The 14948-nt window shown below is 47.2% G+C and carries 14 protein-coding genes and 1 rRNA gene; 5 read left to right on the top strand and 10 right to left on the bottom strand.

The annotated features are described in order from the left end of the window. Positions 1–94: 94 nt before the first annotated feature. Entirely contained in the window at positions 95–1315 is a 1221-nt protein-coding gene (locus H8705_RS09925) for an argininosuccinate synthase (RefSeq protein WP_262395612.1), read from the bottom strand. Positions 1316–1443: 128 nt separating this feature from the next. Beyond that, entirely contained in the window at positions 1444–2076 is a 633-nt protein-coding gene (locus tag H8705_RS09920) for a hydrolase (RefSeq protein WP_262395770.1), read from the bottom strand. A gap of 162 nt (positions 2077–2238) precedes the next feature. Between H8705_RS09920 and H8705_RS09915 the strand changes: the two genes are divergently transcribed. Next, on the top strand, positions 2239–2736 hold the full coding sequence (locus H8705_RS09915; protein ID WP_262395611.1) for a flavin reductase family protein: 498 nt from the start codon (positions 2239–2241) through the stop codon (positions 2734–2736). A 5-nt stretch (positions 2737–2741) separates the two neighbouring features. Here the strand turns inward: H8705_RS09915 and hflX are convergent, their stop codons facing one another. Beyond that, the gene (hflX, locus tag H8705_RS09910; protein ID WP_262395610.1) at positions 2742–3983 is read right to left on the bottom strand and encodes a GTPase HflX; all 1242 of its coding nucleotides are present in this window, start codon (positions 3981–3983) and stop codon (positions 2742–2744) included. A gap of 194 nt (positions 3984–4177) precedes the next feature. On the opposite strand from hflX, the gene H8705_RS09905 reads away from it, so the two are divergent. After that, positions 4178–4798, top strand: a complete 621-nt coding sequence (locus tag H8705_RS09905; RefSeq protein ID WP_262395609.1) for a DUF1638 domain-containing protein — start codon at positions 4178–4180, stop codon at positions 4796–4798. A gap of 465 nt (positions 4799–5263) precedes the next feature. Here the strand turns inward: H8705_RS09905 and H8705_RS09900 are convergent, their stop codons facing one another. From H8705_RS09900 to H8705_RS09880, 5 genes are all read right to left on the bottom strand, one after another. Beyond that, positions 5264–6193, bottom strand: coding sequence for an SPFH domain-containing protein (locus H8705_RS09900; RefSeq protein WP_262395608.1), 930 nt, complete (start codon positions 6191–6193; stop codon positions 5264–5266). Between the two features lie 27 nt (positions 6194–6220). Beyond that, entirely contained in the window at positions 6221–6694 is a 474-nt protein-coding gene (locus H8705_RS09895) for an NfeD family protein (RefSeq protein ID WP_262395607.1), read from the bottom strand. 546 nt (positions 6695–7240) lie between these two features. Further along, positions 7241–8407 carry a phosphoglycerate dehydrogenase gene (locus H8705_RS09890; RefSeq protein ID WP_262395606.1) on the bottom strand — a complete coding sequence of 389 codons (1167 nt, stop codon included), beginning with the start codon at positions 8405–8407 and terminating at the stop codon, positions 7241–7243. A 130-nt stretch (positions 8408–8537) separates the two neighbouring features. Then, on the bottom strand, positions 8538–9623 hold the full coding sequence (gene serC / locus H8705_RS09885; protein WP_262395605.1) for a 3-phosphoserine/phosphohydroxythreonine transaminase: 1086 nt from the start codon (positions 9621–9623) through the stop codon (positions 8538–8540). 237 nt (positions 9624–9860) lie between these two features. Continuing rightward, a complete protein-coding gene (locus H8705_RS09880; RefSeq protein ID WP_262395604.1) occupies positions 9861–11327 on the bottom strand; it encodes an ATP-binding cassette domain-containing protein in 1467 nt (488 codons plus the stop codon). A gap of 214 nt (positions 11328–11541) precedes the next feature. Between H8705_RS09880 and H8705_RS09875 the strand changes: the two genes are divergently transcribed. The 3 genes from H8705_RS09875 (at position 11542) to H8705_RS09865 (ending at position 13779) form a co-directional block, all read left to right on the top strand. Further along, positions 11542–12051, top strand: coding sequence for a DUF4358 domain-containing protein (locus H8705_RS09875; protein WP_262395603.1), 510 nt, complete (start codon positions 11542–11544; stop codon positions 12049–12051). 208 nt (positions 12052–12259) lie between these two features. Beyond that, on the top strand, positions 12260–13024 hold the full coding sequence (locus H8705_RS09870) for a DUF1624 domain-containing protein (RefSeq protein WP_262395602.1): 765 nt from the start codon (positions 12260–12262) through the stop codon (positions 13022–13024). Positions 13025–13059: 35 nt separating this feature from the next. Then, positions 13060–13779: a hypothetical protein gene (locus tag H8705_RS09865; protein WP_262395601.1), complete on the top strand. Its 720-nt coding sequence runs from the start codon at positions 13060–13062 to the stop codon at positions 13777–13779. A gap of 93 nt (positions 13780–13872) precedes the next feature. On the opposite strand, the gene lexA is transcribed toward H8705_RS09865, so the two are convergent. Continuing rightward, positions 13873–14457: a transcriptional repressor LexA gene (gene lexA, locus H8705_RS09860; protein WP_262395599.1), complete on the bottom strand. Its 585-nt coding sequence runs from the start codon at positions 14455–14457 to the stop codon at positions 13873–13875. 362 nt (positions 14458–14819) lie between these two features. Next, a 5S ribosomal RNA gene (gene rrf / locus H8705_RS09855) occupies positions 14820–14936 on the bottom strand. Between the last annotated feature and the right edge of the window lie 12 nt (positions 14937–14948).

Here is a 14948-nt window from a genome sequence, read left to right as displayed (position 1 = left end):
AGAGGCGCAGCGCCCTCCGCCGCTGACAAAAAGCTGCAACATGGAGGCATTACCGCTCCCATGTTACAGCCTCATCCCTTTGCTCTGTTTATGTTTATTTTTTCCCGTTTTTCTGATCCAGCATCGCTTTTACCTTCAGCGGCAGGCCGAACAGATTAATAAATCCCTGGCTGTCCATCTGGTTATATACATGATCCTCATTAAAGGTAGCGATTTCTTCCGAATACAGGGAATAAGGAGAAGTGGTTCCAGCGCCGATAATATTTCCTTTGTAAAGTTTCAGCTTCACATCGCCGGTCACTGTCTGCTGGGTGCTCTCCACAAAAGCGGAAAGCGCCTCCCGCAGGGGAGTATACCACTGTCCGTTATAAACCAGCTCGCTGAATTTAATCGAGGTTTGCATTTTAAAGTGCTGGGTTTCTTTATCCAGACAAAGCTCTTCCAAATTCTGGTGAGCCTGATAAAGGATGGACCCGCCGGGAGTTTCATAAACACCTCTGCTCTTCATGCCAACCAAACGGTTTTCCACCATATCTGTAATCCCGATCCCATTTTCGCCGCCGATTTTATTGAGCTGCAATACAATTTCCAACGCAGACATTTTCACGCCATCCAGCGCCACCGGAACCCCTTTTTCAAAACTTATGGTAATATAAGTGGGTTTATCCGGAGCCTGTTCGGGGGTAACTCCCATTTCCAGGATCTTTTCATACATGGGTTCATTGGCCGGATCTTCCAAATCCATTCCTTCATGGCTTAAATGCCATAGGTTTTTATCCTTGGAATAATTGGTTTCCCGGCTGATTTTCAAAGGGATATCGTGAGCTTGTGCGTAATCGATCTCTTCTTCCCGGCTTTTAATATCCCAAATACGCCAAGGGGCGATAATATCCATCTCCGGGGCGAACGCTTTAATTGTAAGTTCAAACCGCACCTGGTCGTTGCCTTTGCCGGTGCAGCCGTGACAGATCGCATCCGCGCCTTCTTTTTTGGCGATTTCCACAATCCGTTTGGCAATGATCGGGCGGGCAAAAGAAGTCCCCAGAAGGTATTTCCCCTCATATACCGCGCCTGCCTGCATGGTAGGAATAATAAATTCATTGACAAATTCTTCCTGGAGATTTTCTATATAAAGTTTGGAGGCGCCGGTTTTCAGCGCTTTTTCTTCCAAGCCTTCCAGTTCCGTCCCCTGGCCCACATCGCCGGAAACGGCAATGACTTCGCACCCATAATTTTCTTTGAGCCACGGAATAATAATCGAAGTATCCAAACCGCCTGAATATGCAAGCACTACTTTGTTGTATTTCTTTTGCATTTTTATCTTTCCCTCCGGTCAATCTTTCATTATGGTAATAATTATACATTATCTCTCGGTATTTTCAAGGAGTTTTTTGCATAAACATTCAAATATAACGCATATTTATTGAGGTAGATTGCACAAAATCAGTCTCCTCTGGGCTCCCCGGCGCGATATTTCTGCATCAGCCCCCTAAAAAGCTCCCCATTAGCAGGGGGCGTCCAGGTGATTGCGTTCGCGCCGGCATTGATGGTGTCCCGAATGCTCTGCTCGTTGGGGCCGCCGGTAGCGATAATGGCTACGTTAGGATGCTTTTCCCGGATTTTATCCACTACATAAGGGGTTCGAGCCGCTACAGACACATTAAAAATAGAAGCGCCCGCCTGCAGCCGGCCCTCAATATCATCGTGCTCGGATACCACCGTCACCACTACAGGAATATCAATGGTCTGGGAAATTTTCCGGATGGATTCATTGGTAGTCGGGGCGTTGACCACTACGCCGATCGCCCCCTGATGCTCCGCGTGGAGCGCCAGATTTGTCACCCGCCTTCCCATGGTGGTTCCGCCGCCTACCCCGGCGAATACCGGGATATCTGCCGCATCCATAATCGCCTGGGTAATTACCGGCTGAGGGGTAAACGGATAGACTGCGATTACCGCATCCGCATTTACATTGCGGATGATTGCTACATCTGTAGTAAAGACAATCGATTTAATCCGTTTCCCAAAAATTCTTATTCCGCTGGATTCACGTATGACATCCGGCACCATCAGCATATGCTTTCTTAAGTACCCATTAAATTCCGGAATAAATTGTGCCTTCACTAAAATCTCCCCTTTTCTATTTTTCTATGTCTTTTTTTTACATAGTTGTGATATAATGAAATAAATAATATCCTCACTTCTTAATTTGTAAATTTATGCGAATGGAGAATGTATATGCAAAAATTATCCCCCTATGAGCTTGCTCAAAACCCATTTGCCCTGATCGGCAAACAGTGGACCCTGATCACTACAAAAGCCGCAAACAAAACCAATGCCATGACTGCCAGCTGGGGCGGGGTGGGTATTTTATGGAATAAACCCGTGGCGACTGTATACATCCGTCCGCAGCGCTTTACCCAGGAACTGATGGAAAAAAGCGAGCGGTTCTCCTTGTGTTTTTTGGATGACACTTTCCGAAAAGAATATAGCTATTGCGGCTCCGCATCCGGCAGGGACCAAGACAAAATGGCCGCCTGCAGCTTTACAGAAATTTCCCTGGACGGGGCTCCGGCCATCGGCCAGTCGGAGCTGATCCTGACCTGCCGCAAGCTTTACTGCCAAAGATTTACCCCGGAAAGTTTCCTTGATCCCTGTGTGGATACCGCCAATTATCCAAACCATGATTATCATTACATGTATATCGGCGAAATCTTAGGCGCATATCAAAAGTAATTGGATTAAATTTTATATTGGGCGACTTTGTAGAGAATTTTATTCTCTACAAGGGCGTCTATTTTTGTGCCTTCTTCCACATACTCCTGGGAAAATACTTTCCCCTTTTCCAGAATTTCATTGATCAGCCCGGTTTTTTCATAAGGAATCAGCAAAGACAGCCGATGCTGGCTGGGGGTTAACGCTTTGGCAGTTTTGTGTAAAAGAGCGTCGATTCCAAATCCGGTTTTCGCGCTGATGATGGCTGTGGAGTCGCTGATCGCCAGCGGCGCTTCGCTTACTCGATCACATTTATTCAAAACGGTCAGCATGGGGGTATCCTGTACTCCCAGTTCCTGCATCAGTTTGCGGGTAACGGCGATCTGCTCGTCCGCTTCGTCGGCGGAAATATCGCATACGCACCATAAAAGATCCGCGCTGACCGCTTCTTCCAACGTGGATTTAAACGCCTCCACCAGATGGTGAGGCAGCCGGCGGACAAATCCTACTGTATCCACCAGCATCACCGACCTGCCGTCCGGCAGCTGCAATGCCCGGGAGGTGGGGTCCAAGGTCGCGAACAGCTTGTCCTGGGCCAATACCCCCGCATCTGTCAGCGTATTCAGCAAGGTGCTTTTCCCAACGTTGGTATAGCCGACGATAGCTACTGTGGTCACCCCATCTTTTTTGCGGCGGGCCCGCAAAAGGCCGCGGCGTTTTTCCAGCTGTTCCAGCTGGTCCTGCAGCGCAGAAATACGCCTGCGGATATGCCGCCGGTCGCTTTCCAGTTTGGTTTCTCCAGGACCTCGGGTGCCAATTCCGCCGCCCAGCCGGGAAAGAGCTCCTCCCATACCCATCAGCCGGGGAAGCCGGTACCGCAGCTGCGCCAGTTCTACCTGGAGTTTTCCTTCGCTGGTGACCGCGCGCTGGGCAAAAATATCTAAAATCAGCATGGTACGATCGATAACTGCCCGGTCCACAATTTTTTCAATATTGCGAATCTGCCCCGCTGTCAGTTCATGGTCAAAAATAACTAGATCTACATTATTATTCTTGCAAAACTCGGCCGCCTCTTCCAAGCGCCCGCCGCCGATACAGGTAGCAGGATCAAACCCCGGCCGCTTTTGTGTTACCCGGGCTAACACTTGGGCCCCTGCGGTTTTTGCCAGTTCTTCCAATTCATCCAAGGAAATTTCCACATCATATTCCCCGGTATCCACCGCGATTAACACAGCGGTTTGTAATTGCTCTATCTTATTTTCAATCATTCTTTATATTATCCTTTCTCTGTCAGGAGATAATCAATTGTTTGGAATATTATTGTAACATATTTATACAAGGATTACTAATCCTTTCTTTAGCCCTTTTATGGATAAGTTTTTTCCAAATTCTTTGCATTGATAATAATTGCTATATGTTCTAAACTCAAATTATAATATTTTGAATAGGATGTGAACGACAGATGAAACTTTCTTTGCTTGCATGCTCCCCCCTGCAGCCTTATCTCTCCCGTTTATTGGACAATTGTCCCAACCAAGTGGACGTCACTTATCTGCCTCAGGAGAAATTATGCGCACAGGAACAGCTTTTTACGGCAATCAAAGAATATATCGATGGAGTAAGGGATTCCGACGGTATTATCTTAACTACCGGAGTGTGCGGTATGGAAACGTTTGCTTTGCAGGCCGGTGAAGTCCCTCTTATCATTCCCCGTGTACATAATTGTATTTCATTAATTTTAGGAAATGCCGACCATTATCGCGCTATGTTCGAAAAATACAGCGGAAACTTAGCCTGGTATCTCCCCAGTTATCCGGAAATACTTTTCTGCGGGGCAAAGGAGGACTGCCAGTGCCTGGCGTATCTTGCGGATACCCAGCTGAACATCCCTGACAGCAGCCTTTCCGCCCGAGTGGCCGCCGCCGCGAAACAACTAGATTTTATTCAGGTGGAAAGCGATAGTTCCCTTTTGGCCCGCCTGGTTTATGGCAAATGGTGCAGCGACGACATCTTAGTGACGCCTCCTCATGGGGCTGTTACCGCTTCCTTTGACCGCCGGCTGATTACCCATTTTGATTTGTGAGATCCTTTGCCCTGCCGCCCTAAGCAGGAATAGGACCGCATCTCCGCCTAAGGCAAAGAGCTTTTTTCGGCCCGTTTTTTAAAAAACGAATCCTTCCTGCCAAATCCTCCTTCTCAAAAGGGAGTTACAAAAGAAACCGGAAAAATAGCAAAAGAAAAAGCCCCGAATAATCGGGGCTTTTTTTATAGCATCCCAAGGTTTCGCAAAAGCGAAACCTTGCCCGGACTCTGTCCGGCGCAAAACATCGTTTTGCTGGGATTTTTTATAGCCGCGCCTTGGTAAATCGAAGATTTCCTCCCGCCCTTGGCGGCAAAACGCTCTGCGTTTTCAGGCGCTGGCTGCAAAGTGCATCCCAAGGTTTCGCAAAAGCGAAACCTTGCCCGGACTCTGTCCGGCGCAAAACATCGTTTTGCTGGGATTTTTTATAGCCGCGCCTTGGTAAATCGAAGATTTGCAAGGATTTCTTTATTTCTTCTCGTCGCTCACCAATTCTTTTAAAGAGGCGGCCATACCGGCAAGGGACTGAATTTCGCTGGGAATAATAATTTTTGTAGCCCTGCCGTCCGCCGCTTTTGCAAAGGCTTCCAGGCCTTTAATCGCAATCACCTGTTCGTTGGGGTTGGCTTCGTTGAGCAGCTTTAGTGAATCTGCGAACGCGCTCTGCACCATAGTGATCGCTTCCGCTTCACCCTGGGCCTCCCGGATTTTCTGTTCTCTTACACCTTCTGCGCGCAGGATAGCAGACTGTTTTTCCGCCTCAGCACGCAGGATCGCTGATTCTTTTTCACCCTCTGCGACAAGGATCTGGCTATGCTTCTCACCTTCCGCACGCAGGATCGATTCACGTCTTTCACGCTCCGCTTTCATCTGTTTTTCCATGGCGTCCTGAATTTCTCTCGGAGGCAGGATGTTTTTCAGCTCTACGCGGTTCACCTTAATTCCCCATTTGTCCGTGGCCACATCCAAGGTGGCGGTAATCTTGGTATTGATTACATCACGGGAGGTTAAGGTGCTGTCCAGTTCCAATTCACCGATAATATTTCTCAAAGTAGTCGCCGTCAAATTTTCAATGGCGGACATGGGCCGTTCCACGCCGTACGTATACATTTTTGCATCGGTAATCTGGAAGAATACCACCGTATCAATCTGCATGGTAACGTTATCCTTGGTGATTACCGGCTGAGGCGCAAAATCTACCACTTGTTCCTTTAAAGAAACCTTTTTAGCAATCCGATCAAAAAATGGAACTTTTACATGCAGTCCGGTTTCCCAGGTAGCGTAGTAAGAACCTAATCTTTCCACCACATAAACGGAAGCCTGGGGAACAATTTTAATATTGCTGATTACAACGATAAGGAAAAAGATTACTAAAATTCCTAACACAATAGCCCACATACAAATTTACCTCCTAAGTAAAAATTTTTATTTCATTACAACTTCCCGTACATCCGCTTTTTCCACAATGAGCTTTACTCCGTCAATGGACCGCACTTTAATTTTTTCCCCTATAGAGATATCCGTATTATCTGCGCTGCGGGCGGACCAATCCAATCCCATAACCGATACGCGGCCCTGAGCCATATCGTTATCTATGGTCTGGGTGACATATCCTGTTTGGCCGATGACCCGGTCTGCGTTGGTGCTTTCTTTTTTCACCTTCAAAGCTCTTTTTACAAACTTTCTGGTAAAGATAAGCGTTACCAGTGAAATTGCGGTAAATATAACAAATTGCAGCCAAACCGGCGCATTCAGCGCGGCCGGAATTATGGTAAGGAACGCTCCGATAGCAAACCAGATGGTGGTCAGCTGCGCTGTGGCGGCTTCGATTGCTACCATAACAATGCCCACAACCAACCAGAAAATGGTAAGTCCAAAATTTATTCCCATAACATTCATCCCTGTTCTCCTCCCTTTCAAAATTCCTATAATTACCCGGCGGGCCGGGGCGAATAAACGATGTACATCATTGTTGTCACAGGCTAATTTTTCTGTCTTTGCCTGTTGAGATCATTGTACCATTTTGACGAAATTTTCACAAGATACAAAACCATTGTTTTTTGCTCCCCCTGAAATTCCCCTTGTTCCCCCGTCCAAAGCTACTGCCCCGATCTCATCCAATCTCTCTCAATCTCTTCCATACGGCCTCAATCGAAAAAAAGTAAATTATTCCCAACGAAAAAATAAGCCAGCCTACCCATGTTTATCCATAAACTCGCCAGCACGCTTATCCGCCGGACAAACAGAAAGAAACCGTCGGAAAGCTCCAAAGGGCCTCTGCCCGCTACAAGCCAAATCCGCCGAAAGAGCGCGTAAGCGCAGCGCCGCCTTTTGCGCTTACAGGTTATTATATTATTAATCTTCCCGGGAACCGCTCTCTTTCTCCCATAAAAAACTGCCCCGCGGAAGTAAATTTTCCCGCGGGGCAGTTTTTTTAAACAAAATTTAACGATAAATATTTACCCGGATTACGCCGTCAATCGCTTTCAGCTTGGAGATGGCGTCCTCGCTGGCGTCGCCGTTGGTATCCACAACGGTATAGGCATATTCCTTTTTGGATTTATTGGTAAGGTTTTCAATGTTCACGCCGCAATCGCCAAACACGCCGGCAATGGCGGTGATCATCTGAGGAATGTTTTTGTGAATAACCGTTACCCTGGTTTTGCAGTTTCGATTGATGATTACATTAGGCAGGTTAACCGAGTTGGTGATATTTCCGTTTTCCAAATAATCGATCAATTCTTCCGCCGCCATTTTCGCGCAGTTGTCCTCGGATTCCGGGGTGGACGCTCCCAGATGGGGGATGGCCAGAACGCCTGGATGTCCAAGCAGTTCATCCGACGGGAAATCAGTCACATAGCAGCGAACCTGTTTTTCATCAATCGCGTCTTTAATATCTTTTGTGCTTACCAGTTCCCCTCTGGCGAAGTTTAAGATACGCACTCCATGTTTCATCATTTTGATGGATTCAGAGTTGATCATCTCTTTGGTTTCGGGGGTCAAGGGAACGTGCAGCGTAATAAAATCGCAGTTTTCATAAATCTCCTGCAAACTGATAGCGTGTTTAATATCCCGGGAAACCTTCCAGGCAGTCTCTACCGACATATAGGGATCATAACCATATACCTGCATCCCAAAATGTCTGGCAAAGTTCGCTACCAAAATACCAATCGCTCCCAGCCCGATAACGCCTAATTTTTTACCGCTTAATTCCGGGCCGGAAAACTGCGCTTTGCCTTTTTCCACCAGTTTGGGTACCGCGTCGCCTTCGCCTTTGATGGTCTGTACCCAGTCCATTGCCGGATACACCTTTCTAGCGGACATTAGAAGTCCGCACATTACCAGTTCTTTCACTGCGTTAGCGTTGGCTCCGGGGGTGTTGAATACCACAATGCCCTGTTGGCTGCAGCGGTCGATGGGGATATTGTTCACCCCGGCGCCCGCGCGGGCAATCGCCTTTAAGTTGTCGCCGAGCTGCATATCGTGCATGGAGGCGCTGCGTACCAGTACTGCGTCCGGATTTTGCACGTCGTCTCCGCAGATATATTTGCTCCGGTCAAATTTTTCCAAACCGTAGGGACTAATTTTATTTAATGTTTGAATATGATACATTTGCTCTACCTCTTTCTCCGGCTTTCTGTTTTCCGGTAACGTTTGCTGCAGGGCCGCAAATGAACGGGCTGCTTTTTTCGGCTTTCTGTTTTCCGCACAGAAAGCAGCGCCGAATTCTTTCCTGTTTTTCTTATTTGTTTTGCGCTTCGAACTTACTCATCAGTTCTACCAACTTCTCTACCCCTTCGGTGGGCATAGCGTTATAGATGGAAGCTCTCATGCCCCCCACGGAGCGATGGCCTTTTAAGTTTACAAAACCGGCTTCTTTGGCCTGGGCAACAAATTTCTTATCCATCTCCTCATCGCCGGTGATAAACGGAATATTCATAAGAGAACGGTCCTCTTTTACCACTGTGCCCTTAAACAGCTTGGAGCTGTCCAGGAAGTCATAGAGAATCTGCGCTTTTTTCCGATTGATCTTTTCCATTTCGGCAAGACCGCCGATATCGTTTTTGATCCACTCCAGCACCAGCTTGCAAATATAAATTGCGTAGGTGGGCGGAGTATTATACATGGATCCGTTGTCCGCATGAGTCACATAGTTAAACATTGTCGGAGTGCTTTCCCTGGCCTTGCCAAGCAAATCTTCCCTTACAATAACCACGGTAAGTCCTGCAGGTCCCATATTTTTCTGAGCGCCCGCGTATACCAGGCCAAACTTGCTGATATCAATGGGGGCGGACAGGATGCAGGAAGAAAGGTCCGCTACCAGGGGCACATCCCCTGTATCCGGCAGCTCATGGAACACGGTACCGTAAATCGTGTTGTTCATGCAGATGTGGAAGTAATCCGCATCCGGAGTGAAGTCCGCTTTGTTCAGCTTGGGGATATAACTAAAGGTCTTATCCGCGCTGGACGCCACCGCTTTGCACTCGCCGTAACGGGACGCTTCCTGGAACGCTTTTTTCGCCCACTGCCCAGTGATGACGAAATCCGCTTTGCCGGAACCGTTGAGCAGGTTCAGGGGAACCATCGCAAACTGGCTGGACGCGCCTCCCTGTAAAAACAGCACCTTGTAGTTGTCCGGGACCGCCATTACCTGGCGCAGCAGAGCCTCGCATCCATTGATGATCGTCTCATACTCTTTGGAGCGGTGGCTCATTTCCATGACCGACTGCCCCGAGCCCTGGTAATCCAGCATCTCTCCGGCAGCTTTGCGAAGCACGCTCTCCGGAAGAATCGAAGGCCCCGCAGAAAAATTGTACACTCTTGCCATCAAAAATTTCCTCCTTTGTAATCGGGTAAATATCTTTATTCAGAAATAAAAACAACCGGGCGCCATCAGAAAAAGTCAACACCTTCTTTTTCTTTTGGCGCTCCGATAATCTCTACACTGAATAACAGCGGTAATTCTTCGTCTCCTTTGACGATATGTTACTATTATATTTCTATTTTTCCCCCGCGTCAATCACAATTTAGACCAAGGAATAATTTTTATGGAACCTATACAGTCTTACTCCTCTATCTGGCGGGAAATTTCCTCTTTTGTCAGTTCTTTGGCCGGCTTATCAAATACCACACGCCCCCGGCGCAGGGCGATTATTCGATCGGATAGCCCCAACGCCTCTTCCAAATCAGAGGTAAATAAAATAACCCCTCCGCCGTTTTTCAAAAGTTTCTGCATCTCAAAATAAAGCCTCGCCCGGGTAGGTACGTCAATCCCCGCCCCTGGCTCACACAGAAGATACACTTTCCCCGGTTTGTGAAGCGCCTGTTCCATACGCTCCCGCTGCCGGTTGCCGCCTGTCATGCGCTCCTCTTTTTCTTTAAGGCCGGTCCAGGAGCTGAACTGTTTTCCTAAATCGCTCACCGCCAGCTTAATAGAAAGCATCTTTTTCTGCATCCCTGTGCCGGTGGCCCCTTGGCCGACCATTTCCTCGCTGGTTTTAAGGATCTCCCGGTCGGTCTCGTCGCTGGCCAGCACCACCCCCCGGCGCATACTTTCAATCGGGGAGCCAAACGGCAGTGTCTCTTTCTCCAGCAGGATTTCCCCGCTGCCGGGACACACGCCGGCGATAACACGAGCCACATCCAATTTTCCGGATTTGGAGCCGCCTACTACCGAAATCAGTTCCCCTTTTTTCATAGAAAAGCTCACCTTTTCAAAGGCGTGTGAACTCACCTGCGTCAGCCGCAGCAGTTCTTCCCCTAAGGGAATTTCTTCTTTTTGATACAAGCTGCTGATCTTAATCCCATATACCGCTTCAATCAAAGAGTTTTTATCAAACGCCCCAATAGGCGAAGTTTCCAACAGCTCCCCCTGTTCCATCACAGACACTACATCCGCTACGGCCATCACCTCGTCCAGATCGTGGGAGATGATTAAAAAGGAGGTTCCCTGGGCTTTTAAAGTTTTCATCGCCTCATACAGCCGCTGTTTTTCTTCTCCGGAAAGGTGGGTAGACGGCTCGTCCAGCAAAATGACCTTGGCGTTGGATAAAATCGCCCGGGCAATCCCCACCAGCTGCTGTTCTCCCGCGGACAGATGCCCAAACACCGCCTTGGGATGGATGGAAACGTTCATTTTTTGAAACGTCTCCTCCACATTTTTTATCATCCGTTTATTGTCCATGATCTTCAGCTTTTCATTGAGCAGCAGTTCCTGGCCAAAATAAACGTTTTCATATACCATCAGATTGCCAAACAGCTGCATGTTCTGCCCTACCAGGACAATCCCCTGTTTTCCCGCGTCCAGGGGATTTTTAATCACCGCAGGTACGCCGCCGATCTTCACCTGTCCGCCTTCCGCCGGCAGGTTGCCTATAATAACAGAAAACAGAGTGCTTTTCCCGGAGGCGTTTTTCCCTACAATAGCGTGTACTTCCCCCGGCTTTAACGCTAGATTTACATAGCGCAAATAAAATTCACTGCTTACCCTGCGGAATAAATTGCACAGCTCCAGCAAATATGGCTCCTGCATCCCGTCATCCCCCTGTTTTCCTGATTTATTCAGAGTTTTATTGTACCACACTCCCCTCCCTTTGAAAACACCCAAATCTCTGCCGTTATTGAAGAAGCAGCGAAAAAACTGTAAATAAACCTTTAAACTTTCCGCCAGTTTTTCCCTTCCCCTTGACTTCACCCTCAAATCCGTTATACTTTAATATACCACTTAAAATAAGGAGGCTTCCCGCTTGAAAAGTGTAAAATACCTTTGCTTTTTTTTGGCCCTGCTTCTTGCATTGGCCGGCTGCTCAGACAATGAGCCCCAAAACGCCGCTGTACCGCAGGAACATTCTTCCGGTGAGGTTTTGGAAGAGGCAGACCCCCAGGGAGCATTGGATGAGATTTATAAAACCATCGATATGAAAGGATTGGAAGACGCGGACGATACCGTCCTGACGGAAAAATTTTTTATTGATACCAGCAAACTGGAAGAATATTATGTAAAATACAGTTCCGGCCGGTATGGGGTGGCGGACGTATTTATTCTGAAAGCCAGCCCGGAAGATACCCCCAGTATCCGCGAAAGCCTGGAGCAGGTAAAGCTTAATCGAATGAAAGAGTTCGAGAACTATGATATTCACAATTCCTACGGTATCGCTCAAAACGCTCAGGTATTTGAACAGGGCGGATATGTAATTATGCTTATGCTGGAGGACTTGGACGGCGCCCGGGAGATTATCGACCGGTATATTCCCTAACTGCAGTTTCATCCCATTTTACCGCTAGGCAGCAGACCATTGTCTGCTGCCTAGTTTTTTTAGTCAATTTTTGGTAAAAAAGTTTATTTTTTTTAAATAACTGGTATAATAAATAAAACCCCCTTTTTCCCTGGATGGCTGTCTGCAGGGGAAAAGGACAATCCCTTTTTTGTATTTTTCTACCGACAAACAGGAAAGCGGGAATTATATGACTGATTATTCTTTTCCTTCCAATCCCCGGCGGGTAGCGCTTATGGACGAGCTTCGGGGGCTGTCTATTCTTTTAATGGTAGTGTACCACGGGGCTTATGATTTGGTAGCAATCTTTAATTTAAATATTCCCATTTTCTATTCCCCTGTATTGTTTTTTCTCCAGGCTCTTTTTGCCGGACTGTTTATTTTTATTTCCGGCATCTCCTGCCGGTATTCCCACAACAATCTGCGCCGGGGAGCGCTTGCTTTTCTTTTTGGCCTGGCCCTTACTCTGATTACCTGGCTCTTTCTCCCCTCCCAGATTATTGTTTTTGGGATCTTGCATTGCCTGGGGATCTGCATGATGGTATTTGGGCTGTGCCATAAACTGCTGGACCGGCTTTCTCCCCTTTTGGGGATCCTCTTGTGCCTGGGACTGTTTTTCCTTACCTATCAGGTTCAAAATGGGGTTCTGGGCGTCCCGCCGCTGGCGGTGCGGCTGCCTTCGTTCCTTTACTCTGCCAAGCTGTTGGTCTTTTTAGGCTTTCCCGGCCCCCATTTCTTTTCTTCTGATTATTTCCCCCTCCTGCCTTGGCTGTTTCTTTTTCTGGCAGGCGGGTATTTTGGAGTGTATGTGCGCCAGGAGCGGCTGCCGGATTTTGTCTATACTCCCCATATCCCCTTCCTGGGTAGGATCGGACGGTATACGCTTTGGATTTATCTGCTTCATCAGCCTGTGATTTATGGCGCGCTGTCCCTCTTTTTTATGCTGACCCGCTGAAAAATAATTGTTGTTTGGATGGAGGAGGAGTTTCTTTGAGGAAAGCTGTTATCTTTTTGCTTTTTGTAATTACAATCGCTATCCCCAGCAGCGGGCTGGTGACCTCCGTACCCCCGATTCTGGTGGAAGAGCTTTCCGGAGTTGCTTTATATCATGAGTTCCTCTCCGGCTTATCCAGCGGCATTGTTACCAAAAGTAATTTCAATTTTGACAACTTATATGATTTCTTAAATAGCACCCAGGAAGAAATCACCTTTTCCAAACAAACGGACGGTACCAACACCCTTACCTATCAATCCCGGCGGCCGTTTATTTTCTGGTACTTCCCCACCCCCAGCTATTTCGATGGAGAAAACTACTATTATGAACATAACGACAGTTGGTTTATGGATACCAATCATCATTTTACCGATCATCTCAGACAGGATTTTATGGGGATCCCTACTTACATATTAGAAAATTATCCCGTTCTTTCAGACGAAGTATACCAGCTCCCGGACGGCAGCTACGAAGCCCGCATCGTTATGTGTTCCCCCGGAGGTACTGTTTCCCATTCTCTTTATTGTCTGCTGGATAAGCAGAAAAATTTCCGGGAGATTGCCATTTCCACCAAGAACTCCTTTGCAGAGCAGCGGACTTCTTATATGCAGTATTACATGATTAAATACAGCAAAATCAACGAACCTATTAAAATATCCCCTCCCAAAAGTTTTAATAAAAATAATATTTTTCGCTCTCCGGAGCAGTCAGTATGAAAACTAGGGCTTTTTCCCGGCGGCGGGGCAAATCTTCGATTTGTTAGACACGGCTTAAAAAAGCGGCCATACGGCCGCTTTTTCTCTTCCTATTCAATATTCCCGGTAGAGGGAGACCACTTTTCCCAAGATCGCTACTGTATCCGTATAAATCGGGGACATCGTATCATTTTCCGGCTGCAAACGGTATCTTCCCTTCTCCTTATAAAACCGTTTCACCGTGGCTTCATCATCGATCATAGCTACCACAATCTCCCCATTTTCCGCTGTGGAGGTGCGCCGCGCAATGATAATATCCCCATCCAGTATCCCCGCGCCAATCATACTTTCTCCCCGGACATGCAGAGCGAACAGGTCCTTGCCGTCTCCTCTGGTTTTTACAGGAATATACTGCTCAATCTGTTCCACCGCCAAAATGGGGCTGCCCGCGGTGACCAGCCCTACCACCGGCACCCTCGTCATTTCTCCCTCTGTCAAACGGATGGAGCGATTTAAATTTTCATCCTTGGTAATATACCCCTTCTCTTGAAGCTGCCCCAGATAACGATGGACTGTAGAGGTAGATTTAATCCCCAGCTGGGAGCAAATCTCCCGCACCGTCGGCGGTACGCCCCGGTCAATAAACGAACGAATAACCTCCAAAATCAATTCTTCTTTTTTACTCAGGCCGCTGTTCACGCTGCTCCCACCTCTTTGTTTGCTTTTCTTTTTACAAATTCTATTATTTATTATAGCAAACCTTCTCTTTAAAAGCAAACATATGTTTTCTTTTTGACAAAAAATTCGGAAATCTATAATTTGTTCAGATAAAATGTACCCTTTTTTTAAAATTCGTACACAGCTCATTAACAAACTTTGCGTTTTTTCAGGTATAATAAAGATGTACTCAAGATTAGCCGCAAATATTTTGAGTATCTCTACCCTCCTCAAAACACACCTCAAACAAATTTGAACAGGATGCTTAATATGTATCCTGTTCATTTTTTTTGCATTTATAAAAAAATAAGAAAGCCGTTCCTGTATGGAACGGCTTTTTTCTGTTCTGGCATCGACCTATTTTCCCAGGGGGTTTCCCCCCAAGTATTTTCGGCACGGATGAGCTTAACTACTGTGTTCGGGATGGGAACAGGTGGGACCTCATCGTAATAAACACCAGCCAAAACATATAA

This window comes from Youxingia wuxianensis (assembly GCF_014385085.1).
GTDB lineage: Bacteria > Bacillota > Clostridia > Oscillospirales > Ruminococcaceae > Youxingia > Youxingia wuxianensis.
Note: the sequence above shows the minus strand (reverse complement) of the source record. Positions and strands in the feature narration are given on the sequence as shown.

Coding starts and splice junctions, on each gene's coding strand:
- H8705_RS09925 (WP_262395612.1), bottom strand. CDS start 1,315: ATGCAAAAGAAATACAACAAAGTAGTGCTTGCATATTCAGGCGGTTTG.
- H8705_RS09920 (WP_262395770.1), bottom strand. CDS start 2,076: ATGCTGATGGTGCCGGATGTCATACGTGAATCCAGCGGAATAAGAATT.
- H8705_RS09915 (WP_262395611.1), top strand. CDS start 2,239: ATGCAAAAATTATCCCCCTATGAGCTTGCTCAAAACCCATTTGCCCTG.
- hflX (WP_262395610.1), bottom strand. CDS start 3,983: ATGATTGAAAATAAGATAGAGCAATTACAAACCGCTGTGTTAATCGCG.
- H8705_RS09905 (WP_262395609.1), top strand. CDS start 4,178: ATGAAACTTTCTTTGCTTGCATGCTCCCCCCTGCAGCCTTATCTCTCC.
- H8705_RS09900 (WP_262395608.1), bottom strand. CDS start 6,193: ATGTGGGCTATTGTGTTAGGAATTTTAGTAATCTTTTTCCTTATCGTT.
- H8705_RS09895 (WP_262395607.1), bottom strand. CDS start 6,694: ATGAATGTTATGGGAATAAATTTTGGACTTACCATTTTCTGGTTGGTT.
- H8705_RS09890 (WP_262395606.1), bottom strand. CDS start 8,407: ATGTATCATATTCAAACATTAAATAAAATTAGTCCCTACGGTTTGGAA.
- serC (WP_262395605.1), bottom strand. CDS start 9,623: ATGGCAAGAGTGTACAATTTTTCTGCGGGGCCTTCGATTCTTCCGGAG.
- H8705_RS09880 (WP_262395604.1), bottom strand. CDS start 11,327: ATGCAGGAGCCATATTTGCTGGAGCTGTGCAATTTATTCCGCAGGGTA.
- H8705_RS09870 (WP_262395602.1), top strand. CDS start 12,260: ATGACTGATTATTCTTTTCCTTCCAATCCCCGGCGGGTAGCGCTTATG.